Annotated in this window: 29 protein-coding genes; 8 read left to right on the forward strand and 21 right to left on the reverse strand. The window is 65.5% G+C overall.

Annotated features, from left to right (window positions below):
• Window positions 1–16: 16 nt before the first annotated feature.
• Entirely contained in the window at window positions 17–892 is an 876-nt protein-coding gene (locus ACVENA_RS14990; protein WP_449326009.1) for a toll/interleukin-1 receptor domain-containing protein, read from the forward strand.
• Window positions 893–1,071: 179 nt separating this feature from the next.
• On the opposite strand, the gene ACVENA_RS14995 is transcribed toward ACVENA_RS14990, so the two are convergent.
• Window positions 1,072–1,611 carry a hypothetical protein gene (locus ACVENA_RS14995; RefSeq protein ID WP_449326010.1) on the reverse strand — a complete coding sequence of 180 codons (540 nt, stop codon included), beginning with the start codon at window positions 1,609–1,611 and terminating at the stop codon, window positions 1,072–1,074.
• 152 nt (window positions 1,612–1,763) lie between these two features.
• Between ACVENA_RS14995 and ACVENA_RS15000 the strand changes: the two genes are divergently transcribed.
• Window positions 1,764–1,922, forward strand: a complete 159-nt coding sequence (locus ACVENA_RS15000) for a hypothetical protein (protein ID WP_449326011.1) — start codon at window positions 1,764–1,766, stop codon at window positions 1,920–1,922.
• A 130-nt stretch (window positions 1,923–2,052) separates the two neighbouring features.
• Entirely contained in the window at window positions 2,053–2,514 is a 462-nt protein-coding gene (locus ACVENA_RS15005; protein WP_449326012.1) for a hypothetical protein, read from the forward strand.
• 148 nt (window positions 2,515–2,662) lie between these two features.
• On the opposite strand, the gene ACVENA_RS15010 is transcribed toward ACVENA_RS15005, so the two are convergent.
• From ACVENA_RS15010 to mnmA, 7 genes are all read right to left on the reverse strand, one after another.
• Complete coding sequence (locus ACVENA_RS15010) at window positions 2,663–2,902, reverse strand: DUF2171 domain-containing protein (RefSeq protein ID WP_257544388.1); 240 nt, start codon at window positions 2,900–2,902, stop codon at window positions 2,663–2,665.
• 119 nt (window positions 2,903–3,021) lie between these two features.
• A complete protein-coding gene (locus tag ACVENA_RS15015) occupies window positions 3,022–3,582 on the reverse strand; it encodes a thermonuclease family protein (protein ID WP_449326013.1) in 561 nt (186 codons plus the stop codon).
• A 128-nt stretch (window positions 3,583–3,710) separates the two neighbouring features.
• Window positions 3,711–4,019: a hypothetical protein gene (locus tag ACVENA_RS15020; protein ID WP_449326014.1), complete on the reverse strand. Its 309-nt coding sequence runs from the start codon at window positions 4,017–4,019 to the stop codon at window positions 3,711–3,713.
• A gap of 56 nt (window positions 4,020–4,075) precedes the next feature.
• Window positions 4,076–4,762, reverse strand: a complete 687-nt coding sequence (locus ACVENA_RS15025; protein ID WP_449326015.1) for a DsbA family oxidoreductase — start codon at window positions 4,760–4,762, stop codon at window positions 4,076–4,078.
• 33 nt (window positions 4,763–4,795) lie between these two features.
• Window positions 4,796–4,936 (reverse strand): hypothetical protein, encoded by a 141-nt coding sequence (locus tag ACVENA_RS15030; protein ID WP_257544398.1) that lies wholly within the window; start codon window positions 4,934–4,936, stop codon window positions 4,796–4,798.
• Between the two features lie 93 nt (window positions 4,937–5,029).
• On the reverse strand, window positions 5,030–5,452 hold the full coding sequence (locus tag ACVENA_RS15035; RefSeq protein ID WP_449326016.1) for a hypothetical protein: 423 nt from the start codon (window positions 5,450–5,452) through the stop codon (window positions 5,030–5,032).
• 53 nt (window positions 5,453–5,505) lie between these two features.
• Window positions 5,506–6,642: a tRNA 2-thiouridine(34) synthase MnmA gene (gene mnmA, locus ACVENA_RS15040; protein ID WP_449326017.1), complete on the reverse strand. Its 1,137-nt coding sequence runs from the start codon at window positions 6,640–6,642 to the stop codon at window positions 5,506–5,508.
• A gap of 144 nt (window positions 6,643–6,786) precedes the next feature.
• On the opposite strand from mnmA, the gene ACVENA_RS15045 reads away from it, so the two are divergent.
• The 3 genes from ACVENA_RS15045 to ACVENA_RS15055 all read left to right on the forward strand — a co-directional run bounded on the left by ACVENA_RS15045 (window position 6,787) and on the right by ACVENA_RS15055 (window position 7,908).
• A complete protein-coding gene (locus ACVENA_RS15045; RefSeq protein ID WP_257544404.1) occupies window positions 6,787–7,170 on the forward strand; it encodes a hypothetical protein in 384 nt (127 codons plus the stop codon).
• Window positions 7,171–7,172: 2 nt separating this feature from the next.
• A complete protein-coding gene (gene sciP, locus ACVENA_RS15050) occupies window positions 7,173–7,472 on the forward strand; it encodes a CtrA inhibitor SciP (RefSeq protein ID WP_242770829.1) in 300 nt (99 codons plus the stop codon).
• Between the two features lie 154 nt (window positions 7,473–7,626).
• Window positions 7,627–7,908: a hypothetical protein gene (locus ACVENA_RS15055; protein ID WP_449326018.1), complete on the forward strand. Its 282-nt coding sequence runs from the start codon at window positions 7,627–7,629 to the stop codon at window positions 7,906–7,908.
• Between the two features lie 87 nt (window positions 7,909–7,995).
• On the opposite strand, the gene ACVENA_RS15060 is transcribed toward ACVENA_RS15055, so the two are convergent.
• On the reverse strand, window positions 7,996–8,607 hold the full coding sequence (locus ACVENA_RS15060; RefSeq protein WP_329626935.1) for a GNAT family N-acetyltransferase: 612 nt from the start codon (window positions 8,605–8,607) through the stop codon (window positions 7,996–7,998).
• Between the two features lie 158 nt (window positions 8,608–8,765).
• Between ACVENA_RS15060 and ACVENA_RS15065 the strand changes: the two genes are divergently transcribed.
• Window positions 8,766–9,173 (forward strand): helix-turn-helix transcriptional regulator, encoded by a 408-nt coding sequence (locus ACVENA_RS15065; protein ID WP_257544413.1) that lies wholly within the window; start codon window positions 8,766–8,768, stop codon window positions 9,171–9,173.
• Window positions 9,174–9,207: 34 nt separating this feature from the next.
• Here the strand turns inward: ACVENA_RS15065 and lepA are convergent, their stop codons facing one another.
• The 9 genes from lepA to argH all read right to left on the reverse strand — a co-directional run bounded on the left by lepA (window position 9,208) and on the right by argH (window position 18,495).
• Window positions 9,208–11,031 (reverse strand): translation elongation factor 4, encoded by a 1,824-nt coding sequence (lepA, locus tag ACVENA_RS15070; RefSeq protein ID WP_257544415.1) that lies wholly within the window; start codon window positions 11,029–11,031, stop codon window positions 9,208–9,210.
• A gap of 79 nt (window positions 11,032–11,110) precedes the next feature.
• Window positions 11,111–12,169 (reverse strand): hypothetical protein, encoded by a 1,059-nt coding sequence (locus tag ACVENA_RS15075; protein ID WP_449326019.1) that lies wholly within the window; start codon window positions 12,167–12,169, stop codon window positions 11,111–11,113.
• A gap of 117 nt (window positions 12,170–12,286) precedes the next feature.
• Window positions 12,287–13,171, reverse strand: a complete 885-nt coding sequence (locus ACVENA_RS15080) for a transposase (RefSeq protein WP_449326020.1) — start codon at window positions 13,169–13,171, stop codon at window positions 12,287–12,289.
• A complete protein-coding gene (locus ACVENA_RS15085) occupies window positions 13,131–14,165 on the reverse strand; it encodes a hypothetical protein (RefSeq protein ID WP_449326021.1) in 1,035 nt (344 codons plus the stop codon). Before ACVENA_RS15085 ends, ACVENA_RS15080 begins: the two co-directional genes overlap by 41 nt.
• 56 nt (window positions 14,166–14,221) lie before the next feature.
• Window positions 14,222–14,365, reverse strand: coding sequence for a hypothetical protein (locus ACVENA_RS15090; RefSeq protein WP_257544426.1), 144 nt, complete (start codon window positions 14,363–14,365; stop codon window positions 14,222–14,224).
• Between the two features lie 183 nt (window positions 14,366–14,548).
• Entirely contained in the window at window positions 14,549–15,310 is a 762-nt protein-coding gene (locus ACVENA_RS15095) for an NAD(P)-dependent oxidoreductase (RefSeq protein ID WP_449326022.1), read from the reverse strand.
• A gap of 165 nt (window positions 15,311–15,475) precedes the next feature.
• Complete coding sequence (gene lysA, locus ACVENA_RS15100) at window positions 15,476–16,735, reverse strand: diaminopimelate decarboxylase (protein ID WP_449326023.1); 1,260 nt, start codon at window positions 16,733–16,735, stop codon at window positions 15,476–15,478.
• A 129-nt stretch (window positions 16,736–16,864) separates the two neighbouring features.
• The gene (locus ACVENA_RS15105; protein WP_257544433.1) at window positions 16,865–17,119 is read right to left on the reverse strand and encodes a hypothetical protein; all 255 of its coding nucleotides are present in this window, start codon (window positions 17,117–17,119) and stop codon (window positions 16,865–16,867) included.
• Window positions 17,119–18,495, reverse strand: a complete 1,377-nt coding sequence (gene argH / locus ACVENA_RS15110) for an argininosuccinate lyase (protein ID WP_449328948.1) — start codon at window positions 18,493–18,495, stop codon at window positions 17,119–17,121. The genes ACVENA_RS15105 and argH overlap by 1 nt, the downstream gene beginning before the upstream one ends.
• A 52-nt stretch (window positions 18,496–18,547) precedes the next feature.
• Here argH and ACVENA_RS15115 point away from each other — a divergent pair, with 52 nt between their 5' ends.
• Window positions 18,548–19,129, forward strand: coding sequence for a TlpA family protein disulfide reductase (locus ACVENA_RS15115; RefSeq protein ID WP_449326024.1), 582 nt, complete (start codon window positions 18,548–18,550; stop codon window positions 19,127–19,129).
• A 272-nt stretch (window positions 19,130–19,401) separates the two neighbouring features.
• Here the strand turns inward: ACVENA_RS15115 and ACVENA_RS15120 are convergent, their stop codons facing one another.
• The 3 genes from ACVENA_RS15120 to ACVENA_RS15130 form a co-directional block, all read right to left on the reverse strand.
• Window positions 19,402–19,740 carry a hypothetical protein gene (locus tag ACVENA_RS15120; protein WP_257544438.1) on the reverse strand — a complete coding sequence of 113 codons (339 nt, stop codon included), beginning with the start codon at window positions 19,738–19,740 and terminating at the stop codon, window positions 19,402–19,404.
• Between the two features lie 105 nt (window positions 19,741–19,845).
• The gene (locus ACVENA_RS15125) at window positions 19,846–20,847 is read right to left on the reverse strand and encodes an NAD(P)H-dependent glycerol-3-phosphate dehydrogenase (protein ID WP_449326025.1); all 1,002 of its coding nucleotides are present in this window, start codon (window positions 20,845–20,847) and stop codon (window positions 19,846–19,848) included.
• A 135-nt stretch (window positions 20,848–20,982) separates the two neighbouring features.
• Window positions 20,983–21,939 (reverse strand): alpha/beta fold hydrolase, encoded by a 957-nt coding sequence (locus ACVENA_RS15130; protein WP_449328949.1) that lies wholly within the window; start codon window positions 21,937–21,939, stop codon window positions 20,983–20,985.
• Window positions 21,940–21,955: the final 16 nt, after the last annotated feature.

The following is a 21,955-nucleotide window of genomic DNA, read 5'->3' on the forward strand; positions in this document are numbered from 1 at the left end:
CGCATAGGGGCATATTATGACCACAAATCTTTTTATCAGCTGGTCAGGAAAACTTTCTCAAGCCGTTGCTGGTGTAATCCACTCATGGATTCCATCTGTACTCCAAAGTGTTGAACCCTTTCTCTCGTCCGAAGATATTGAGAAGGGCACGCGCTGGTCTGATCATATTGCGCAAAAACTTGAAGAGTGCGGCTTTGGAGTTATAATTCTTACGGACGAAAATACGCTTGCTCCGTGGGTAATGTTTGAAGCGGGCGCCCTTTCGAAAATGGTCGGAAAATCAAATGTTGCCCCCGTTTTATTAAATATTCAGCCGACGAATGTTCGCCCTCCTTTATCACAATTTCAATCGGTGAGATTCGAGGAGAAAGATATTTTGAGGCTTATGAAATCAATTAATAAATCTGGAGACAGTCCAATAAGAGAAGATGCTCTAGAGAGAACTTTTTCTGCTATGTGGCCGCAATTTAAGCAAGACGTCGACAATATCCTTACATCTTTTCAAGGGTCATCGGAATTGGACTCCCTTGAAGAGGGAAAAATAGATCTTGATTCTCTGAATCTATCTGTATCGGAGCTCATAAAAGCCGTTCAGGTGCTTCAGGAAGATATTCGATCAAAAAATAATGTCGATTTAAATGAAGAGCTTAGCAGGACTTTGTTCGACATTAGAAGAAGCAGCATGAGAAATCATATCCCGAGAGGCGCCATAGAAGACCTTGAGAAATCTCTCGACATAATTGAAAAATCAATCAAGGAATCGGGAACGTCTTGTATATCCTTAGACAAAGAGGAATCTGAGGATGTTCAGATGAGGATAGCCAAGGTCACGAGATTCCTATCTCAAGAATACAGACCCCGGCCCAGATTTTCCGAAATCGAAGCACGGTAATAATTTTAAATTTAAATATCACATGGTTATAATAAATTTCTGCAGCATGTAACGTAAAAATATCCCCCATGCGCTTCCATATTACTCGAACAACATGTCAATCCCCGTATGTATAAGGGGAAAGTATCTATCTTTGCATCTTCATGTGGAATATGAATAGCTGAAGGCACTAGAAGCGTTCAATTCACCGTCACCCCGCTCGGCACTCCGCGCATTCCCGCCGCCGCGAACAGCACCCCGCCGCGCACCGCCTCGGCGGAGCCATCGAGCAAGGGCAGCAGCACCAGCGGCCGCGTGACCTCGCTATCGTCATCGACGACCAGCCGCAGCGTCGGGATGCCGAGCTGGCTGCGCTCCGTCACCACGTCGCGGATCGCGGGGAGCGGCCACGACAGGGTGCTACCGCGGTACAAACGCGCCCCGTCGTGGAAGATATAAGTTTCGCGCTGGCGCCACAGCCGCCGGCAGGTCCAGAAAACATAGGCCGCAACCAGCATCGCCACGGTCGCAACCGCATCGCCGAACAGCAGCGCACGCAGCATCGCCCCCGCCCCGTCGCCGCGCACCGGCCACGCCTGCGCCAGCGCCAGCCCGACGAAGATCAGCGCCGCAACCACCTGCCCCGCCAGCAGTGGTTTCGCCTTCAACCGTGCGATCACGATAACGGATCTCTTGGTAATGGTCCGGTCCCCCTGCTGCATCGCGCGGTAGATAGGCATGGCGGCGGCGCCGCGCCAGTCCGCCGCTCGCCGAACGCGCTCCGCCGCGGACCGATCGCCGCCCCAGCCCGACGCGCCGCCCCGTGCGCGCGGCGAGCGACTGCACGGTGCGGACAGGCTATGCTATGCTCGCATGCGAAAGGAGAAAGACCATGCAGGCCGTGACCGAAGGCGATCGCCGCAAGGAGCTCGATGTCCTCCTGGGCCAGATCCGGGCGCATCCCGAACGCGACTGGAGCGCCGCGCGCCGCCGCATCGCGACGCTGACCAAGCTGATCGCCGCTAAGCCCGCGTCCGCAAAGGCGCATTGACGGGCGCACGTTCAGCCGCTCGTCGCGCGGCAGCCGCGATTCGCCGCCGCTTTTGCAACATCTCCGCCGCCCGCCGGTTTTCGGTGCGGAGGGCGCCGCTGGCGGCTGCCCGCAACCGAGGAGATATTCGATGCGCAAGGCTCTCACCCTCATCGCCGCGGGTGCCGCGGCGCTTGCCGCCCCCGCGATCGCGCAGGTGGGCGTCGGCGGCACGGTCGATGCGACCGTCGGCGCGGGCCCCGGTCCGGTCGCCGGAACCGTGGGCGCCGTCACCGATCAGGTCGGCGATACCGTCGAGCGCGTCGACGATACGGTGAACGGCACGATCGACGAAACGAAGCTGGTCATCGCGGCGCGCGAACAGGTGCGCGCCGGCGCCCAGGTCACCGACACCACCGGCAACAGCGTCGGCACGGTGCAGAGCATCGACGGCGACAATGCGGTGATCGTCGACGGCGGCAAGCTCTACAACATCCCGCTCGCCGCGCTCTACAGCAAGGCCGACAGCGTCACCGGCCCGCTGGTGACCAAGCTGTCCAAGGCCGAAATCCGCGCCAACGCCCACGGCAGCGCGGCCGCCCAGACGCGCTGAGCTTCTCGGCGCGGCCGGGCCTCGATCGGCCCGCCGCGTCGCGACCACCCGGTCAGGACGAAACGAAAACGGCCCGCCCCGCTGTGGTGGGACGGGCCAGTTTCGAGTGCCGGGGTGCCGGATTGCGGCCCCGGCCATCTGTGTCCGGCTATTCAGCTTCCTCGAACAGGTCGACCGCATTGGCGGCGTTCGCCGACAGGCGCACCGTGTCGCCTTCGACCGCCGCGACGAGTCCGGCGGGCAGATAATGATGCTTGCCGTCGCCGCTGTCGGCCTTGGTCATCTTGATCCGCTCGCCATCGAGATGATCGACGGTGCCGATGTGGACGCCGTCGGCGCCGATGACGTTCATATGTTCCTTGATCGCGCTGTGATCATGCTCGGCCATGACAAATCTCCTTGCCGCTCCCGAAAGCGGGAGCCTTGGCGATCATACGCATGGAAAGCGAGTCGGCTCCAGCACCTCCGACGAGCCGCCCGAAAGCCGCGCCGGCCTTCGACGGAGCATCAGCACCAGGGGCGCCGATGACCTTCCCAGCGCCGCGCAAGTCCCGCGCCAACCAGCGCATCGCCGACGCTCGCACCGCCGCGCGTCACGACGCGCAGCTTGCGGCCATAGCGATCGGTATCGCGGTCGATGCTCTCCAGGCTGAACGCACCGTCATTCAGCCAGCGCTGCAACCGCTCGGTCGCCGCCTTGCCGAGCGCCGCCTCCTCGGCGCAGCGCGGCGGATGGGTTTCAGGGGTGTCGATGTCGGCGATGCGATATTTCTCGCCCTCGAACCAGAAGGTGTCGCCATCGACGACACAGTTCCGTCCGCCGCTCGTGTGGCAGAAGCCGAAGCGCGCCGACAGGCCGTCGTGAGCAGGGGCGGCGGGGGCGGCAAGAACAGCCATTCCGGCGGCCGCCCGCGGAACGGAGCCGGTCTGCAAGGCCGCGAGCGTCCCGGCGAACCCGCCGCAGACGACGAGCGTCAGCCACAGCGCGAAGCGATCGCGGCGGTTCCGGCGTCGGGATCGGGGCCTGCGCGCAGGACGTGGGGGAGGCGGACGGTAAGGACGGGCCATGCCCGCCTTCTGCCATCGAAGGCTGAAGGAAATGCCAATGAAGCACCTCCGCCTTGGCGGAGATCGGGCGCAATCGCACCCGCTCGGGCGCCATTATCGATCGATCGCGATGCGCTGCCTGCCGCCGGTCAGGGCGCCCCGCGCGGCGCGTCGTCGTCGACCCCGGCGGGCCCCAGTTCGTCTTCTTCATCGTCGTCGCTGCGTTCGCCGCGATAGGCGTCCATGTCGATCCGGCCCGATCGCTCCATCTGGCGCATATGATCGACCAGATCCTCGACATCGTCGGTTTCGTCGCGCGCCTTGACCTTGCGGCTATCCTCCAGCGAGCGGGCGCGGCGCGCCGCTTTGGCGACCGTCTGCGCCTGCGCCTCCTCGTCATCCTGTTCGCGGTTCCGCGTCTCCGGGGCTTCGCTGCTGCGCTGGGGATCGTCGATCATGGCCGGCTCCTTTCGAGGGACGACCGGGAAACGCGCGGAGCCGGGCTGCCGTTCCTTCAGGCTGCGGCTGCCAGCACCTTGGTTTCGATCACGCGAATGAAGACCTCGGGATCCTGCGCGCCGGGGACGAGCATCCGCCCGCCCAGAATGAAGGCCGGAACCCCCGTCACGTTCCGGTCGGCCCAATAGGCCTCCTCGGTGCGCACTATCTCGCCATAATCGTCACCGGCGAGCAGAGCCGCCGCGCGGCCCTGGTCGAGCCCCACCGACGCCGCGATATCGGCGAGCACCGCGGGATCGCTCACATCGCGATTGTCGGTGAAATGGGCGCGGAACAGCGCCAGCTTGAGCGCGGTCTGTACGCCCGTCGCCGCGATCTGCTCGGGGTCCTCGAACGCCCCCGCCCAGCTCAGCAGGCGGTGCGCGTCGAAGCTGTTGCGCATCCGGAAACCGGGTCCGCGGTTGAAGGTGAAGCCCAGGTCGGCCGCGATCGCCGCCATCCTGCCGCTGTTCGCGCGGCTCTGCTCCGCGCTGATGCCATATTTGCGCATAACATGGCTTGCGGCATCTTCGCCTTCGGCCGGCATGTCGCGGTTGAGCTCGAAGGGGTGCCACTGGACGCGAAAGTCCAGCCGCCCCGCGAAATGCGCCATCACCTTCTCGAACTTCAGCCAGCCGACGATGCACCAGGGGCACATCACGTCGGAGACGATGTCGATCGAAAGGCGCGGCAGATCGGTCACGGATTCATCTCCAGCCAGGGGCCGGCCGCCGCGCTACGACCTGTCGGATTCGCGGCGCTCCTTGCCCGAACGCCGGTCGCCCTTGCGGCGTTCCGGCCCTTTATAATCGGGGTCGTCGGCGACCCGCCGGTCCGTCCCCCGTCTGTCGCCGCCGCGCTTGTCCTCGGCTGCCATACGCTCCCCCTCCACCACAAAGGAAACAGAAGCGACCCAGCGCCAGTTACTCACATAATGGTTAAAAAGACAAGTTGGCGGACAACGCCCGCTTCAATGCACCGTATCGGCGGACGCCCCGGCCACGACCGGTGCAGGCCGCGACAGCATCCACCAGCTTGCGACCATCAGCCCGGTCGACAGCGCCTCGATGATCATCGCCTGGACGATCCCGGCGTTGACGAGATCGCCGCTGCCGGCCCCGATCAGCCGGCCGACCAGCGCGGTGCCATAGAGCGCGGCAGGTACCAGTAGCGCGCGCGACCAGCCGGGCATCAGCGCGCCCACCGCCGCGCCGCCTGCCGCGACGAGGAAAAAGGCCGACAGGTCGGCGCGCACCGTATTGGCGGCCGCGCCTTCGACGACGATGCCGAACAATTCGGTGAAGCTCGCCGGATCGAATATCCCGCGCAGCCCGACGATCGCAAAGAACAGCGCCCACAGCAGAACGGCGCCGCGCAAGACCCAGTTGACCATGACTCGTCTCCCCTTTTGCACGCAGGCTGCGGCATCGGGAGGGAAAGTGCAATCTATTCCGCGGGAAAGCTTTCTTCGATCCAGCCACCGCCGAGCACGCGGCTTTCGTCGGCGGCATCATAGAGCACCGCCGCCTGTCCCGGCGCGACGCCATATTCGGGGGAGGCGAAGACCAGCCGGTCGCCTTCAATGCGCGCGGGCACCGGCTTTGCCATGCTGCGCACCTTGGCAAGCACCGGCCGCGCTTCGGCCGCGCCCAGCCAGTTCGTTTCGCCGAGCCGCGCTCCCGACACGGCAAGCGCGCGCCGTGGTCCGACGATGACCCGCTTCGTCGCGGCATCGAGGCGGACGACATAGAGCGGCTCGGCCTGTCCGCCGATCTCGATCCCGCGCCGCTGGCCGACGGTATAATGAATCAGGCCGCGATGCGCGCCGAGGATGCGGCCGTCAACATGGACGATCTCGCCCTGGTCGTCGGCCTCGGGGCGCAGCTTGCGGACCAAAGTCGCATAATCGCCATCAGGAACGAAGCAGATGTCCTGGCTGTCGGGCTTGCCCGCGACGCCCAGGCCAAGGTCGCGCGCAATCTCGCGCACCACGCTTTTTTCGAGCCCGCCGAGCGGGAAACGCAGAAAGTCGAGCTGTTCCTGCGTCGTCGCGAAGAGGAAATAGCTCTGGTCGCGCGCCGGATCGACCGCGCGGTGAAGTTCGGCGCCCGCGGGCCCCATCACGCGGCGGACATAATGGCCGGTCGCGAGGCAGTCGGCGCCCAAATCCTTCGCGAGCTGGAACAGGTCGGTGAACTTCACCCCCATGTTGCAGCGCACGCACGGGATCGGCGTCCGGCCGTTCAGATATTCGTCGACGAACTGATCGATCACCGTGTCGCGGAACCGGCTTTCATGGTCGTGGACATGGTGCGCGAAACCCAGCCGGTCGGCGACCGCGCGTGCATCGCGGATATCCTGGCCCGCGCAGCAGGCGCCGACGCGCTTCGCCTTGGCGCCATGGTCGTAGAGTTGAAGGGTCACGCCGATCACCTCGGCGCCCGACCGCGCGGCGAGCGCGGCGACCACGCTCGAATCGACGCCGCCCGACATTGCGACGACGACTCGCCGGTCCTTCAGCGGTTCGGCGAGCTGAAAGTCGGCGCGAACAGCGCCGGCGGGGGGAGAAATCGTCTCGATCATCGCTCGCGCCATCTAGGGATGGATCACCCGAAATGCCAGCTTTTCCGCCGCAAGCGTCAAGATATTGACGGGGGTTAAGCTTCGCTAACAAGCCATGAAATGGGCATTTACTGGACCTTAGCCCCTCTCCGCTAGACGGATGGAATGAACGTCGACCCGTCCGATCTGCCACAGCTTGCCGGCGCGGCCCGCCTGTCGGAGCCGGGATTCGACATATTGCTCGCGGTGTCCACGGCACGCCAGGCGGCCTCGCCGACGGTTCGCATGCTGCGCGCGCGGGCGAGTCGCGAACGCCACGCGGCACGCGTTAACGCCCTCAGCCATTTTCTGGCCGCCGCGCCCGCCGCGACGGAACAAATGGCGGCGCGGCCCGTTCGTTTCCTCGACCTGTCCGATGGAGCGAACGTCCTGACCGAAACTGTGAACAGCCCGTTTACCAGAGGGTTTCAGTCGATGTTGAACCCCTTGCATGTAGCACCCTGGTTGTCGGCCTCGCCGATCCCCCACGACGAAGACAATATGGAATGAACATGATCGAGAATCAGAAAATCCGGCCCGCTCAGGTCATCGGTCCGCTCGGCGAACCGCTGACGCTCGACACGCTGCCGCCGGCGAACACCACCCGCTGGGTCGTTCGCCGCAAGGCAGAGGTCGTGGCCGCGGTCAACGGCGGTCTGCTGACCGTCGATGAAGTGTGCGAACGCTATGGCCTGACGCTCGAAGAGTTCGCCGGTTGGCAGCGGTCGATCGACCGCAGCGGTATGCCGGGCCTGCGCGTCACCCGCATCCAGCACTATCGCGATCTCTACGAGCGCCAGCAGCGCTTCTGATCGCGATCCCGTGCGACATGGTAGGAAGAGGGCGCTTCGGGCGCCCTCTTTTTTTGCCTGAAATCCGTTCGATTCCAGAGATTTGAAAATTTCTTTGCAACTCTGGCGTTCACCCGGCGTTAAGCCCCGGAGTCAACTTTGGAGAAGATTCGATATGCGCAAGACGATCATTGCCCTCACCGCCGCTTCGGCGCTCGCGCTCGGCGCCTGCCAGAGCAAGCAGGCCGATCAGGTCGAGGATCAGGCCGAGGCTCAGTCGGACGCCATCGACGCGCAGGCCGACGCCATGCCCGAAGGCCCGGCCAAGGAAGCGACCGAAGCGAAAGCCGACGCGGTCGAGGACGCCGGCGAAGCCAAGGCCGATGCGATCGACAAAGGCGTCACCCCGCCGCCCGCCGACACCACGACCCCGGCTCCCGAGCCGCAAACCAAATAAACGCGTCCCGAACGGACGATAAGGCGAAAGGCGCCGGAGCAGAACTCCGGCGCCTTTTCCATTTTGCGTCCGCCGAAGCTTTCCCGGTCACAACCGCGTCAGCGCATGGAACACGTCCTCGACCCCCGGTGCGTCGGGGTCGGCGCGCAGCGACGCGATCCCGTCCGCGACCCCGAGCGCATATTCGGCAACCCCCGCGCTTTCGGATGTCCACACCGCGCCAAGCGATTTCACCAGCCGGCGTGCCGCTGCATTCTCCGACAGCATATGGATTTCGAGCGTCAGCAGATCCTCGGCAAGGCACTGGATCAGCAGCGCGGCCGTCATCATCCGCGCGAGGCCCTTGCCCTGGAAGGCATCGAGCACTGCAATCGAGAATTCGCCCGCGGGTCCGTCGGCATAGCGCACCGCATGCACCGCCCCGATCGCCGGCCAATCGTCGCAATCGGTGCAGATTGCGCCCCAGCCGATATGGTCGTGCCCATCGACATTGACGAGCCGCTTGATCACCGCATCGGGGAGCGTCGGGGCGGGCGAGAAGAAGCGCAGATAGCGCGATTCGGCGGACAGTGTGGCGATCCCCGTGCGAAGCCGTTCTTCGTCGGCGGGGGTGATGCAGCGCAGCGACACGCGGGTTCCGTCGTTGAGCGCGCTGTGCACGACGATGTGGTCGATCGGTCGTGCCGGTGCCTCGATCATCGCGCTCACCTCCTCCGGTTCCCACAGGCTAATGGCGCGGCACGCCGCTGGCAATCGCAACGCAGCCGACAATGGGAAAAGTTGAAAGAGCAAGGGAACTTAAGGCGTTAAATGGCGTTAGGTGAAAAATTAATCTAGGTTAATGAAGGTAACGGGTCGTGCGCAATTTCTCTCTTTCTCCTTCGACGCCGGGTATCACGCCCGTCGAAGCCGTGCCCGCGGGCGAAGCGGGTCTCGCCGGGGATAATGTCAGTCCGGTTTTCGAGACGTTCGGCGAAAAGCTCTCGCGGCTCCGCAAGGCGCGGTGCTGGACCCAGTCCGATCTCGCGCAACAGCTCGGCGTGACCGAGGCTTCGGTCTGCTATTGGGAACAGAATCGTTCGCGGCCCAAAGCGGCGCGGCTGCAGGCGCTGGCTGCGCTGCTCGGCGCGCCGATCGCCGAGCTTCTGGGTGAAGCCTCGCCCAGCCGCGCGAATCTGGGTGCGATGGTGGCACGGATGCGCTCCGAGATCGCTCAGGCTGCGGGCACCAGCCCATCGAAGGTGAAGATCGTCATCGAAATGTAGGCGGGCGACGGGAAAACAACCCGCCGCCCGGCGATCAGGCGTCGTCGCCCATCCTGAGCGCGGCGATGAACGCCTCCTGCGGAATGTTGACGTTGCCATATTCGCGCATCCGCTTCTTGCCCTCTTTCTGCTTTTCGAGGAGCTTCTTCTTGCGGGTCGCGTCGCCGCCGTAGCATTTGGCGGTCACATCCTTGCGAAGCGCGGCGATGGTTTCGCGGGCGATCACCTTGCCGCCGATCGCCGCCTGAATCGGAATCTTGAACATGTGGCGCGGGATCAGATCCTTGAGCCGCTCGCACATCCCGCGACCGCGGGCTTCGGCGCTGCCGCGATGAACGATCATCGACAGCGCATCGACCGGCTCGTTGTTGACGAGAATGCTCATCTTGACGAGGTCGCCGGGGCGATGCCCTATCTGGTGATAGTCGAACGAGGCATAACCGCGGCTGATGCTCTTCAGCCGGTCATAGAAGTCGAACACCACTTCGTTGAGCGGCAATTCATAGGTGATCTGCGCGCGGCCGCCGACATAGGTGAGGTTCTTCTGCACGCCGCGGCGATCCTGGCAGAGCTTGAGAATCGCACCGAGATATTCGTCGGGGACATAGATCACCGCCTCGATCCACGGCTCCTCGATCTCCTCGATCCGGTTCGGGTCGGGCATGTCGGCGGGGTTGTGGAGTTCCATCTCGGTCGGACCGCCGTCCTTCGACCGGGTGAGCTTGAGCTTGTAGACCACCGACGGCGCGGTGGTGATCAGATCGAGGTCATATTCGCGGGTCAGCCGCTCCTGGATGATCTCCAGATGCAACAGGCCGAGGAAGCCGCAGCGGAAGCCGAAACCGAGTGCCGCGCTCGTCTCCATCTCGAAACTGAACGACGCGTCGTTGAGACGGAGCTTCTGGATGCTCTCGCGCAATTTCTCGAAGTCGTTGGCGTCGGTCGGGAACAGGCCGCAGAAGACGACCGGCTGGACTTCCTTGAACCCCGCGAGCGGCGCCGCCGCGGGCTTCTTGGCATCGGTCACCGTATCGCCGACGCGCGCCTGCGCGACGTCCTTGATCTGCGCAGTGATGAAACCGATCTCGCCGGGGCCGATCTCGGTCAGTTCCTCGCGCTTCGGCGTGAAGCAGCCGACGCGGTCGATCAGGTGGGTGGTGCCCGCCTGCATGAACTTGATCTGCTGGCCCTTCCTGAGCACCCCGTCGACGACGCGGACCAGGATCACGACGCCCAGATAGGGATCGTACCAGCTGTCGACGAGCATCGCGACGAGCGGCGCCGACGCATCGCCCTTCGGCGGCGGAATCTTCGCGACGATCGCCTCGAGCGCTTCCTCGATGCCGATCCCCGATTTGGCGCTGGCGAGCACCGCGTCGTCGGCGGGCAGGCCGATGATGTCCTCGATCTCGGCCTTCACCTTGTCGACGTCGGCGGCGGGAAGGTCGATCTTGTTGATCACCGGCACGATCTCATGATCATGCTCGATCGACTGATAGACGTTGGCGAGCGTCTGCGCCTCGACCCCCTGCGCCGCATCGACGACGAGCAGCGCGCCCTCGCACGCCGCGAGCGACCGCGACACTTCATAGGCGAAGTCGACGTGGCCGGGCGTGTCCATCAGGTTGAGCTCGTAGGTCTCGCCGTCCTTCGCGGTGTATTTCAGGCGCACCGTCTGCGCCTTGATGGTGATTCCGCGCTCTTTCTCGATATCCATATTATCGAGAACCTGCGCCGACATCTCGCGAGCGGTGAGCCCGCCCGTGAACTGGATCAGCCGGTCGGCAAGCGTCGACTTGCCGTGATCGATGTGCGCGATGATCGAAAAATTGCGGATATGGGACAAAGGCGTGGTCATGCGCGGCGCGTTAGCAGGGGTTTGCGGCGCTGTCAGCAGACGAGTGACGCCCGTTCCCGGCGCAACCGCGAACCGCCGATCATTCCAACTCCAGCTCTTGGCGGGCGGATCGGGAAACCTGCGACGCCGGACAATGAGTCCAGCGGGCACCATATTCATCGGTGACACTGGTGCGGCTGTTCACCGTGACGATTTGTTCATTGAAAACAACTTTCGCCTCTTCGATTCCGCGGAAAGTTATGCGGTAACGGTTGCCGCCCAAAGCTTCGATGTGCAATCCATCCCAATAATAAAAAAATTGCTGTCGAATCGCTTCGGCGCAGTCGCCATAGGTGGCGGGGGAAGAATAAAATCCCGCTTCGATGGGCGAGGCGGTTGCGCCGCCGCCCGCAGCGGGCTGCGCGCATCCTTCCCGATCCACGAGCTGGCCGTGATCATTGCGCCGTTCGACAACATCGATGGCGCCCCCGGTCCAACCCCACGTCACTTTGGTGACGATGCCGCACCGACCATTGAAGCCGCCGGGCAGGTCGAGCACGTCCCGGTCGCCGCGACGCACGATCATGGCGGGGGCAATCCAGCCCATGAAGCCGTCGAAAGCCTTGTAGCCGCCAGCCGTGGAAACGATGAAATCCACCGGCGGCCCCTGATCGCCATAAGCGGGACCGCTGGCGACGCAGCCATGTGCCGGCGTGGTGACGACGAAATCGGGTTTGCCGTCGGCATTGAAATCGGCGGACACGAACCCGCCCTTGCCGCCCGCAAAAAGCCGTTCCACAAGTTCGACGGATTCTGCGTGCCCCGCGAGCGGCGCAAAGCGCACGGCACCGAAACGCTCGCCTTGATCGCGGCACTGGCCGCGCGCGAAGCTTTCCCATGCCGCAGCGGCAGCCGGCGGCAGAGCCGTAGAGGCCGGCGCAGCGGCGGCCGCGGTCGCGATATTCGCGGCCGCGCCGCTCGCCGTTGTCGCCGCATCGACATTGTCGCTGGCGCGGGTCGATTGCGAACCGCATCCGGCAAGCATGGCTGCGGTCAGGAACAGCGAGACAAGGCGGCCACGGTTCGCTGTATGCGGAACGACCTCGCCGTGCAGCGCGATCTTGCAAAAGCGCCGGTTTCTCGTTTCGATATTCGCCATTCGTCATCCCCTCACATCCTGACTGCCGGATAGGGGGGAGAGGCGTTGAAGTCCTGACGGATATCTCAAGAAGTTCTGAAGCTTGCGGCGAACATCGAACCATGGCCGATCACGGCGCTAAATCGCCAGCCACCGTTCGCAATCATCGCGCACCCGCGCGTCCGCATCGCACAGCCCCCGCTCGAGCACCGTCGCCCTTCCAGCCCCTTCCTCGACCGCCGCCAGCGCCGCGATCGCATTCGCCCGCACCCGCGGGACCGGGTGCGTCCGCGCGAACTGTTCGGCGATGTCCTTGCCGTTGTCGGTCAGATGGACGGCGCAGCGGAGCAGCATTTCGGCGGGGGTCAGCGTCGGGCGCTTTGCAATCGTGCCATGCTCCAAATCGACGACATATTGATCGCGCCACGGAACATGCTCGCCCTCGTCCATGATGTTAAGACTGACCGACAGGCGCTCGGGCGGGAGCTGGCTGTGGATGTCGCGGTGGGCGCGATAGAGCATCATCCGGCCTTCGCTCAACGCACTGCGCTCGACGAAGGTCAGGTCCAGCGGCTCGCCGAGACGGCCGTCGACCCGCTCGGCGTCATAGTCGTAATAGTCGCTGACATAGCCCGGACCCCAATAGCCGGCGGTCAGAAACGAGAAATTATGGTCGTGCGGCACGCCGTAGGCGAAGGCGGCGGCGCCGCTCGCGGCATAGACGGCGTCCGTCGCGGCAGGCCACAGGTTGGCGCGGAGGAAAAAGCCGCGCGGGCTGCGGTGGAGAAGGAAGACCTGCGCCGAATAGCGGTTCGCCGCGAGTTGATCGGCGTAGCTTGCCTTGAGTTCGGCGATGATGCGGTCGGCGAGAAAGCCCCGATTGCGCGCCAGACCGGCGAGAAGCCGGGCGCAGCGAGCGAGACTGGCTTCGTCCGCCAGATCGACACCGCTCTCGTCGAGCCGCGCGGCAACCTCGGCAAGGTCATATTCGGGCGCGGCGGGAGGATCGATCGGGCGGGGCATGGGAGACTCCTGCTCTCTTCCCGCCTGCGGGCGGGGGTGAATAGAGCGCCAGCGTCGCGGCGGCGGCGCGGCGGATTTCGGGATGGGCGTCCGATGCCGCCATGCGGCCGAGATGCGGCAGCGCCGCGGCCGGATCGAGCGCGATCAGCTCGCGCATCGCCGCCCATCGCGCCGCGAAATCGCCGGCTTCGATCTCCGCGGCGAACAGGGGCGCGGCGTCGCGGCGGCCGAACGCGCGCAGCAGGGCGAGCCCCATCTGCCGGAAGCTGGCGTCGCGGCGCGACGAGGACAAGTGGACGAGGCGGCCGCTCGCCACATCATAGGCGCGCACCGGCAGCGGCAACGGCGGCTGCACGGCGAGTTCGAGGAACATTATATCGCCGGTGGCATCGGCGAGCGTGAAACTCTCGCGCGCCGTGTCGAATATCAGACATTCGTCCGTCACGAGCGAGCGCGCCGTCTCGCTCCGGCAAGGGGCCGCGGCCGCGGCGGTGAAGACGCCCGCCTCTTCGGCCGCGCTGACTGCGACACAATGCCGTTGGATCGATGCGCCGCCCGTGGCGAGAAAGCGGACAGCCGCGGCGCCCGGAACGAAGCGCGCGATCGCCGGCGCCTCCCCGCGCCACTCGAACCGCTGGATGCGGAGCGTCAGCTGAATCGATCCATGCTCCGCGAGGAGCAGGCCGCCAGCCCCCTCGCCGCCCCCGACCGGGGGTAGCGGCGGGACGGCGAAGGGATCGGCAGCGAGCAGCGCGGCCGCTTCGTCCAGCCGGCGGGCGAGCCAGCCGGGCTCGGCCAGCCAGGGCATGAGCGCGGCAAGCGCGACGGCTGGAGGCTCGGCCGCGACCGCCGCCATCGCCGCGCGCAGCCCGCCGGGCGCCCCGTCCTCGTCCCGCCAGCGCGCATCGAGATGCGATGCCGCGCGGCGGATGCGCTCACGGCGCGGGCGGTCGCGGCGGGGAAAATGATCATGGCGCGAAACGGCAGCCGTCATGGGATGAATTGCCGGTTGGGGGGCGGACAGCGGTTTCGGCTGCCCGCCCGGAACATTCAGCTGTAGATGATCATGGCGACGGTAACGGCGATCTCGAAGACCGAAGGCCCCGAGCTGACGCTTTCCCCCGCGAAAGTGCCGAACAGCCCGACCGCGGTGTCGAGCAGCGGAACAGCATCGATATCGATGGCAGGCAACATGCATCCTCCTGTGCTTGAGCGGCGGAAAACCGCCGGCACAAGAGCTATGGGCGATGCCGAGCCGCGCCCAGTTAACTTATCGTAATCGGGGGCGGCGGGCGAGCGGCAAGGATGGCGGCCTGCCGTCAGCGGGACGACCTTTGCGCAGAGATTTTGGTTCACGCGGAGACGCGGTGAATCTTTTCAGGAGGACAGCCAGAGCGACAGGCCCGGTGGTGGCTCAGCCGGCGGCGCATCGGCGACATGGCGCACCGCGTCGGCGCGGGCACGGTCGAGGATCGCGGCGGGGATGTCGGCGGGATGGAAGACATGATCGGCCTCCCCCAACAGGCGCGCGGCGCGCAGGGTAAGATCGTCGGGATCGGCGCCGGTGAGACGGATCGTTTCGAGGCGCGACGGCTGGACGGCGGCATCGCCCGCGAGCCAGTCGGCCAATTTGTCCGCAGCGTCACCGTCCAGCGGATCGAGCGCGCCGCCCGGCGCGAGCGCGGCGTCGATCCTGCGGCGGCGGTCAGCGGCAGCGGGCCAGCGCGCCTTCATCGCGCCGCGCGCGGCGTGGAGCGCGGCCGCGAGCGCGCCGAGGCGCGCGGGGAGCAACGCCTCGATGCGCTGGCGAATCGCCTTGGCGAGCCCCGCCGAAGCGCCGCCGGTGCCGATCGCGATGGTGACCGGCGCGCGGTCGACGATCGCGGGGGTGGTGAAATCGCAAAGGTCCGGGCGGTCGACGACATTGACCAGCAGCCCGCGGGCGCGAAGATCGGCCGCGACCGCTTCGGCGCCTTCGTCGAGCGCGACGAAGGCGAGGCTCGCGCCTTCCTCCCATGCGGGGACGATCCGTCCGCCGGCGCGCGCGATCAGCCGCGCCTTGGCGGCGGCCGCCTCCCCCTCCCCCACCAGCACGACGGTGCGGCCGGTGAGATTCAGGAAGATGGGGAGCTGGTGCATGAGAAACCTATAGCAAATCCTCCCCCAACGGGGGAGGGGGACCACCCGAAGGGTGGTGGAGGGGCAGGTTGCGCCATGATGCTTCCTCTCGGCGACAAGGAAAGCCGCGCGTGCCCCTCCACCATGCTTCGCATGGTCCCCCTCCCCGTGCCGGGGAGGATTTGGTCAATCGATCCAGTCGGGCACGCGTTCGGCGGCCATGATCGTCCCCGCCGCGATGCGGTCTGCAACGATGATGGAACGGTCGCCATCGACGAGCACCTCGGGGACGAGGCTGCGGCTGTTGTAGGTCGAGGCCATCGTCGCGCCATAGGCGCCGGCGGTGCGGAACACCGCGAGGTCGCCCGACTCCACCTTGTCGATCACGCGGTCGCGCGCGAAGGTGTCGCCGGTCTCGCACACCGGGCCGACGATCGACGCGGTCATCTTTTCGCCGGTCGGCCGCACCGCGACGAAGTCGTGATACGCATCGTAGAGCGCCGGGCGCGCGAGGTCGTTCATCGCGGCGTCGACGATCACGAAGGGATTCGTCGCGCCGGGCTTGACCCACAGCACTTCGGTCAGGAGCACGCCGGTGTTGCCCGCGATCACGCGGCCGGGCTCGAACATCAGGGTGACGTCCCAATCCTTCGTCACGCGCGCGACCATCGCGCCATAGTCGGCGGGCGACGGGGGATTGTCGTCGGGCCTGTAGGGCACGCCGAGGCCGCCGCCCAAATCGACATGGGTGATGCTGTGCCCAGCGGCGCGCAGATCGGCGACGAGCCGGCCGACGCGCTCGAAGGCCGCTTCGAGCGGTGCAAGGCTGGTGAGCTGGCTGCCGATATGGAGCGCGATGCCGCGCATCTGAAGCCCCGGCAGCGCGGCAAGGCGCCCGAATATCTCGGGGGCGACGTCGATCCCGACGCCGAACTTGTTCTCGGCCTTGCCCGTCGAGATCTTGGCGTGCGTTCCCGCATCGACGTCGGGATTGACGCGCAGCACCGCGGGCGCGGTCATCTCCTTGGCCAGCGCGATCTCGGCGAGCGCGACGCCTTCGGGCTCATGCTCGATATTGAACTGGCCGATGCCGCGATCGAGGCCCTGCGCCAGCTCGGCGCGGGTCTTGCCGACCCCGGAGAAGACGATGTCCTCAGGCGCCATGCCCGAGGCGAGCGCGCGTTCGAGCTCGCCGCCCGACACGACATCGGCGCCATAGCCCTGCCGCGCGAGAACGCGCAGCACGCCGAGATTGGGGTTGCACTTGATCGCGAAGGCGATGTGCTTCTTCGGCACATCCTTCAGCGCGTCGCGGAACACCTGCGCATGGCGTTCGAGCGTCGCGCGCGAATAGACATAGACGGGGGTGCCGATTTCCTCGGCGATGCGCGGCAGGGGAATGTCTTCGGCGTGGAGGACGCCGTCACGGTATTCAAAATGGTCCACGGTCAGATCCTAGTCTCTATGATCCGTTCGCCCTGAGCTTGTCGAAGGGCCGTCCTTCTCTCCATCGTTCAAGCAAGAACGGTGCTTCGACAAGCTCAGCACAAACGGAAAAAAGGGAAGGCTCAGTGGTCAGCCCGGAGGCGGCAGGTCGAAATCGTCGGGTTCGCGTTTTTCGGACCGTTTGAGAAGTTCGTCGCTGCGCGCGGGCTTGGCCTGCGCGTCAGGCGTCGTGAGCTCCTCCGTGGTCGGGGCGCGCGTCGCACCGACGGGAATCGTCGGGGCGGGCTGGTTCGCCGCGGGCTTCAGATCTTCTTTCGCGCCGCACGCGCCGAGCAGCGCGGCGGCGGCGCATGTCGTGACGATAAAGATGCGGCGCGTCGCCATCAATCGCTTCCTTCCAGCGCGCCGCGCGCGGCGGCGACCGCTTCCCTTACCCGGTCGGGCGCCGTCCCGCCATAGCTGCGGCGGCTGGCGACCGACGCTTCGACGGTCAGCGCGGCGAGCGCGTCGGGAGTCACCGCGGCGTGGATCGCCGCGGCGTCTTCGGCGGGCAGCGCCGACAATTCAACGCCGAGCTCCTCGGATCGTTTCACGCAGGCGCCGACGATGTGGTGCGCCTCACGGAACGGCACCCCTGCCTCGCGCACCAGCCAGTCGGCGAGGTCGGTCGCGGTCGAATAGCCCGAGGCGGCGAGCGCGCGCATCCGGTCGGTGCGGAAGGCCAATGTCTCGACCATCCCGGTCATCGCGGCCAGCGACAGCGTGAGCGCGTCGAAGGCGCCGAACACTGTTTCCTTGTCGTCCTGCAGATCCTTCGAATAAGTGAGCGGCAGGCCCTTCACGATCACGCTGAGCCGCTGGAACGCGCCGAGCAGCAGGCCCGCGCGCCCGCGCACCAGCTCGGCGGCGTCGGGGTTGCGCTTTTGCGGCATGATCGAGCTGCCGGTCGACCAGGCGTCGGGCAGGCTGACGAAGCCGAAGGGCTGACTCGCCCAGATCACGATTTCCTCGGCAAGGCGCGACAAATGAATCGCGGCGATCGACGCAGCGGCGCAAAATTCGAGCGCGAAATCGCGGTCGGACACGGCGTCGATGCTGTTCGCCATCGGGCGGTCGAAGCCGAGCGCCTCTGCGGTTGCGTGGCGGTCGACCGGGAAGCCCGTGCCCGCGAGCGCCGCGGCGCCGAGCGGCGATTCGTTGAGGCGCGCGCGGGCGTCGGCGAAGCGGCTGCGGTCGCGGCGGAACATCTCGACATAGGCGAGCAGATGATGACCGAGCGTCACCGGCTGCGCGACTTGCAGATGGGTGAAGCCAGGCATGATGCTGCCCGCATGCTCGTCGGCGCGCGCGAGCAGCGCGGTCTGGATCGCCTTCAGCCCGCCGTCGATGCGTTCGCACGCGGTGCGGACCCACAGGCGGAAATCGGTCGCCACCTGATCGTTGCGCGAGCGCGCAGTGTGGAGCCGCCCTGCGGCGTCACCGATCAACTGCTTCAACCGCGATTCGACGGTCATGTGGATGTCTTCGAGCGCGAGATCGACCGGAACGCCTTTCGCCCTGAATTCGCCGGCGATCTGGGTCAGACCGCTGTCGATCAGGACAGCGTCGCCGACGCTGATGATCCCGGCGGCGCCGAGCATCGCCGCGTGCGCGCGGCTGGCGGTGATATCCTCTTCCCACAGGCGCTTGTCGACGGGGATCGAGGCGTTAATCTCTTGCATGATCGCCGCGGGTCCGCCACCGAAGCGGCCGCCCCACATGCTGTTACTGTCCGGAGTATCCGCCATTTTCCGAATTCCAAACATCAGGCTGATGATCCTGCCGCTGATGCTGGCCGGATCGACGATCGCGGGCTGCGATAGGGAAAAGGCCGACGGGGAGCAAGCGGCAGGCGCGCAAGCAAATATTTCGGGCGGTGAAGCGAAGGATGCGCGCGGGGTCGAGACCTTTCAGCATGTCGTCGACCGCAGCCAGGCGGGCAAGGCGGCGCCCACGGCAGCATTCAAAGGCCCCGACGACGCGCCGGTGACGCTCGCGGCGTTCAGGGGCAAACCGCTGCTCGTCAATCTCTGGGCAACCTGGTGCGCGCCCTGCGTCGCCGAGATGCCGACCCTCGGCGCGCTCGCCGCCAGGCAGGGGAAGGCGATGACAGTGATCGCCGTCGCACAGGACCTGCAGGGCGCGGCGGTCGTCGATCCCTGGTTCCAGAAGGCGGGCCTGAAGGCGCTGCAACCCTATCTCGACCCCGAGAACAAGCTGCTCGACGCGGCCGCCGGGGCGCTGCCGACGAGCATCTTCTATGGCGCCGACGGGAAAGAGCTGTGGCGCGTCATCGGCGCGATCGACTGGCAGGGCGATGAGGCGAAGGCGCTGCTGGCCGAGGGTGGCATCTGACCTCGCTTCAATAGCCGTGTGCTCCCGCGAAGGCGGGAGCCCATCACCCGCCCGTGCCATTTTGAACCGGCCGGAGATGGGTCCCCGCCTTCGCGGGGACACACGGAAAAATTCCATTTCCTTTCCTTCGTGCCATCGTGCGAGTCCAATAAATCTCGCACGAAGGCACGAAGGAAAGCTGGATTCCCGCTTTCGCGGGAATGACGGGAATTTGGAACGAGGGTGAAGAAGGCGAGACGCTTAAGGTGTCCGCCCTCTCCTGTTCCGGCTAATCAGCCGCCCACCGTCACGCGGCCGACGCGATAGCCCTTCTTGCGCATTTCCTTGGTGTAATCCTTGTCGGCGTCGACGACCTCGTTCGACCATTCGTCCCACGCGTCCCAGCGGTCTTCGCGGTCGGTGGCATGGCGAAGGTCGCTGACGAGTTCCTTCTCGGCCTCGAGGATGTCGGCTTTGTAATTATACCAATATTGGTTGTAGACGCCGGCGATCGGCGCCGTGCGGATTTCGGGGCGATCGAACCCCGGCGGCATCGCGCCATAGGGGATCGCGGCCATCGCGGCGCTGGCGGGGAGAGCCGCAAGCGCTACAAAAATCGTCCATTTTTTCATCGTTCTTCTCCTGGTGGACCCTGTGGTCGGGAAAAGAACGAAGGAGCGAGGCCTTTTCTTCCCGGCTCGACGATGATTCCGCACGGCTGACGGTGAATCGGCGCCCTACCCCGGATGCGCCTCGTCGCCGACGCTCGATTTCAGCAAACCGCGGAACACTTCGCGCGCATCCCGCTTGCCCTGCGTCACGTCGAACACGTCGCGCGCGATCGGCATGTCGACCCCGTGATGCCGCGCGAGCGCCATCACCGTCGGCGCGCTCTTCACCCCCTCCGCAACCATGTTCATGCCCGCAATGATCTCGTCGATATGCCGTCCCTTGCCGAGTTCGACCCCGACATGGCGGTTGCGCGACAAGGGGCTGGTGCAGGTCGCGATCAGGTCGCCCATGCCGGTCAGCCCCGCGAAGGTTTCGGGCCGCCCGCCCATCGCGACGCCGAGGCGCGTGATCTCGGCGAGCCCGCGCGTCATCAGTCCGGCGCGCGTATTGTCGCCGGCGCCGAGCCCGTCGCCCATGCCGACCGCGATCGCGATGATGTTCTTGAGCACCCCGCCAAGTTCGCAGCCGAGCAGGTCGGTGTTGGTGTAGACGCGGAACAGCCCCGAATGGAACACCGGCTGGAGCGCGCGGACGACGATTTCGTCCTCCATCGACAGCACGCTCGCCGCCGCCTGGCCCGTCATGATCTCGCGCGCGAGGTTCGGCCCGGTGAGCACGCCGACGGGGTGGCCGGGCAATATCTCCTCGATCAGCTCGGTCATCCGCTTGCCCGAAGAAAGCTCGAGTCCCTTGGTAAGGCTGATCACCGGCACCCACGGGCGAAGGTGATTGCGCGCTTCCTCGAGCACGCCGCGAAAACTGTGCGAGGGCACCCCCATCACCAGCACGTCGGCACCCGCGACGACCTCAGCCATGTCGTTCGTCGCCCGGAGCACCGCCGGCAGCTTCACGCCGGGCAGATATTTGCGGTTCTCATGATCGGCATTGATGCTCCCGACCGTTTCGGCATCGCGCGCCCAGAGCGTGATCGGCGCGTTGCGCGACACCACCGACGCGACCGTCGTCCCCCAACTCCCCCCGCCGAGCAGGCCCACTTTCAGGCGCATGCGTCTCTCCCGCTGTTTCGGCGGAGAGTGGCGCGGGACGGGAGGGTTGGCAAGCAACGCTTCACGTCCTTTCGTCATGCCGGACTTGATCCGGCATCCCGCTTTCCACGTTGCAGAAAAAAGCGGGACCCCGGATCAAGTCCGGGGTGACGGCGATTTAGGAAGATTGATCAGAAAATCCTTCATCGCTTCCGCGGTCGCCTTCGGGTCCTCGATCATCGGGACATGACCCATATGCTCGAAGATATGCGAACGGCTGCCCGCGATCCCCGCTTCGAGCACCGGAACGCAGCTCACATCGAGCAGCTTGTCGTGGCGCCCCCACAGGATCAGCGTCGGCACCTTGACCTCGCCGAGCCGGTCGTTGAGCGGATGGTCGCGCCCCTCGATCGCGATCACCCAGAAGATCGCGTCGAGCTGGTCGCGATATTGGAGCGCGTCGGCATAAAGCACGGGCTTCAGTCGCGACGGGATGTGCGGCGGCTTGTGGACGACCATTGCCACCAGCCGGTCGGCATCCTCCAGCCCCGCGAGGACGAGCGGATTATAATCCTCGTTCGCGGCCAGCTTCTGAAGCTCGCTTTCGTCGGCGCCGTTGACCCCGGCATTGTCGAGCAGGATCAGACTGGCGAGCGCATCGGGGTAATCGATCGCATAGCGCAGCGCGATCCAGCCGCCCATGCTGTTCCCCGCGATATGCGGCCGGACGAGACCGAGCGCATCGGCGAAGGCTTTGAGGCGCGCGGTCTGCGCCGCGATGTCGTAGGCAAGGTCGGGGTTACGTTCATTTTCGCCGAAACCCGGCAGATCGGGCGCGATGATATGATAGTCGCGCGTCACATAGGGGGCGAGAAAGGACCAATTATCCTTGTCGCCCGAAAAGCCGTGGACGAGCAGCAGGGTCGGCTTCGCGGGATCGCCGCCCTCCAGATAGGGCCAGGCGCGGCCGTCGACGACGACGCTCTTCTGCCCCGTGCCGCCGCGCTTGCGGAGCAGCCAGCGGCCGAATGCGACGAGCCGGCCGGGAAAGACGAAATAAAGGATCGCGAGCGCGATCAGCGGGGCGGCGATGAGGGTGAGGAGGAATTTCATCACGTGCAGGATTTCC

The organism is Sphingopyxis sp. 550A, from assembly GCF_053569535.1.

Excerpts from the sequence above, each read along its gene's own strand:
- ACVENA_RS14990 (WP_449326009.1), top strand. The coding sequence starts at position 17 with ATGACCACAAATCTTTTTATCAGCTGGTCAGGAAAACTTTCTCAAGCC.
- ACVENA_RS14995 (WP_449326010.1), bottom strand. The coding sequence starts at position 1,611 with ATGCCTATCTACCGCGCGATGCAGCAGGGGGACCGGACCATTACCAAG.
- ACVENA_RS15000 (WP_449326011.1), top strand. The coding sequence starts at position 1,764 with ATGCAGGCCGTGACCGAAGGCGATCGCCGCAAGGAGCTCGATGTCCTC.
- ACVENA_RS15005 (WP_449326012.1), top strand. The coding sequence starts at position 2,053 with ATGCGCAAGGCTCTCACCCTCATCGCCGCGGGTGCCGCGGCGCTTGCC.
- ACVENA_RS15010 (WP_257544388.1), bottom strand. The coding sequence starts at position 2,902 with ATGGCCGAGCATGATCACAGCGCGATCAAGGAACATATGAACGTCATC.
- ACVENA_RS15015 (WP_449326013.1), bottom strand. The coding sequence starts at position 3,582 with ATGGCCCGTCCTTACCGTCCGCCTCCCCCACGTCCTGCGCGCAGGCCC.
- ACVENA_RS15020 (WP_449326014.1), bottom strand. The coding sequence starts at position 4,019 with ATGATCGACGATCCCCAGCGCAGCAGCGAAGCCCCGGAGACGCGGAAC.
- ACVENA_RS15030 (WP_257544398.1), bottom strand. The coding sequence starts at position 4,936 with ATGGCAGCCGAGGACAAGCGCGGCGGCGACAGACGGGGGACGGACCGG.
- ACVENA_RS15035 (WP_449326016.1), bottom strand. The coding sequence starts at position 5,452 with ATGGTCAACTGGGTCTTGCGCGGCGCCGTTCTGCTGTGGGCGCTGTTC.
- mnmA (WP_449326017.1), bottom strand. The coding sequence starts at position 6,642 with ATGATCGAGACGATTTCTCCCCCCGCCGGCGCTGTTCGCGCCGACTTT.
- ACVENA_RS15045 (WP_257544404.1), top strand. The coding sequence starts at position 6,787 with ATGAACGTCGACCCGTCCGATCTGCCACAGCTTGCCGGCGCGGCCCGC.
- sciP (WP_242770829.1), top strand. The coding sequence starts at position 7,173 with ATGATCGAGAATCAGAAAATCCGGCCCGCTCAGGTCATCGGTCCGCTC.
- ACVENA_RS15055 (WP_449326018.1), top strand. The coding sequence starts at position 7,627 with ATGCGCAAGACGATCATTGCCCTCACCGCCGCTTCGGCGCTCGCGCTC.
- ACVENA_RS15060 (WP_329626935.1), bottom strand. The coding sequence starts at position 8,607 with ATGATCGAGGCACCGGCACGACCGATCGACCACATCGTCGTGCACAGC.
- lepA (WP_257544415.1), bottom strand. The coding sequence starts at position 11,031 with ATGACCACGCCTTTGTCCCATATCCGCAATTTTTCGATCATCGCGCAC.
- ACVENA_RS15075 (WP_449326019.1), bottom strand. The coding sequence starts at position 12,169 with ATGGCGAATATCGAAACGAGAAACCGGCGCTTTTGCAAGATCGCGCTG.
- ACVENA_RS15080 (WP_449326020.1), bottom strand. The coding sequence starts at position 13,171 with ATGCCCCGCCCGATCGATCCTCCCGCCGCGCCCGAATATGACCTTGCC.
- ACVENA_RS15085 (WP_449326021.1), bottom strand. The coding sequence starts at position 14,165 with ATGACGGCTGCCGTTTCGCGCCATGATCATTTTCCCCGCCGCGACCGC.
- ACVENA_RS15090 (WP_257544426.1), bottom strand. The coding sequence starts at position 14,365 with ATGTTGCCTGCCATCGATATCGATGCTGTTCCGCTGCTCGACACCGCG.
- ACVENA_RS15095 (WP_449326022.1), bottom strand. The coding sequence starts at position 15,310 with ATGCACCAGCTCCCCATCTTCCTGAATCTCACCGGCCGCACCGTCGTG.
- ACVENA_RS15105 (WP_257544433.1), bottom strand. The coding sequence starts at position 17,119 with ATGGCGACGCGCCGCATCTTTATCGTCACGACATGCGCCGCCGCCGCG.
- argH (WP_449328948.1), bottom strand. The coding sequence starts at position 18,495 with ATGTGGGGCGGCCGCTTCGGTGGCGGACCCGCGGCGATCATGCAAGAG.
- ACVENA_RS15115 (WP_449326024.1), top strand. The coding sequence starts at position 18,548 with ATGATCCTGCCGCTGATGCTGGCCGGATCGACGATCGCGGGCTGCGAT.
- ACVENA_RS15120 (WP_257544438.1), bottom strand. The coding sequence starts at position 19,740 with ATGAAAAAATGGACGATTTTTGTAGCGCTTGCGGCTCTCCCCGCCAGC.
- ACVENA_RS15125 (WP_449326025.1), bottom strand. The coding sequence starts at position 20,847 with ATGCGCCTGAAAGTGGGCCTGCTCGGCGGGGGGAGTTGGGGGACGACG.
- ACVENA_RS15130 (WP_449328949.1), bottom strand. The coding sequence starts at position 21,939 with ATGAAATTCCTCCTCACCCTCATCGCCGCCCCGCTGATCGCGCTCGCG.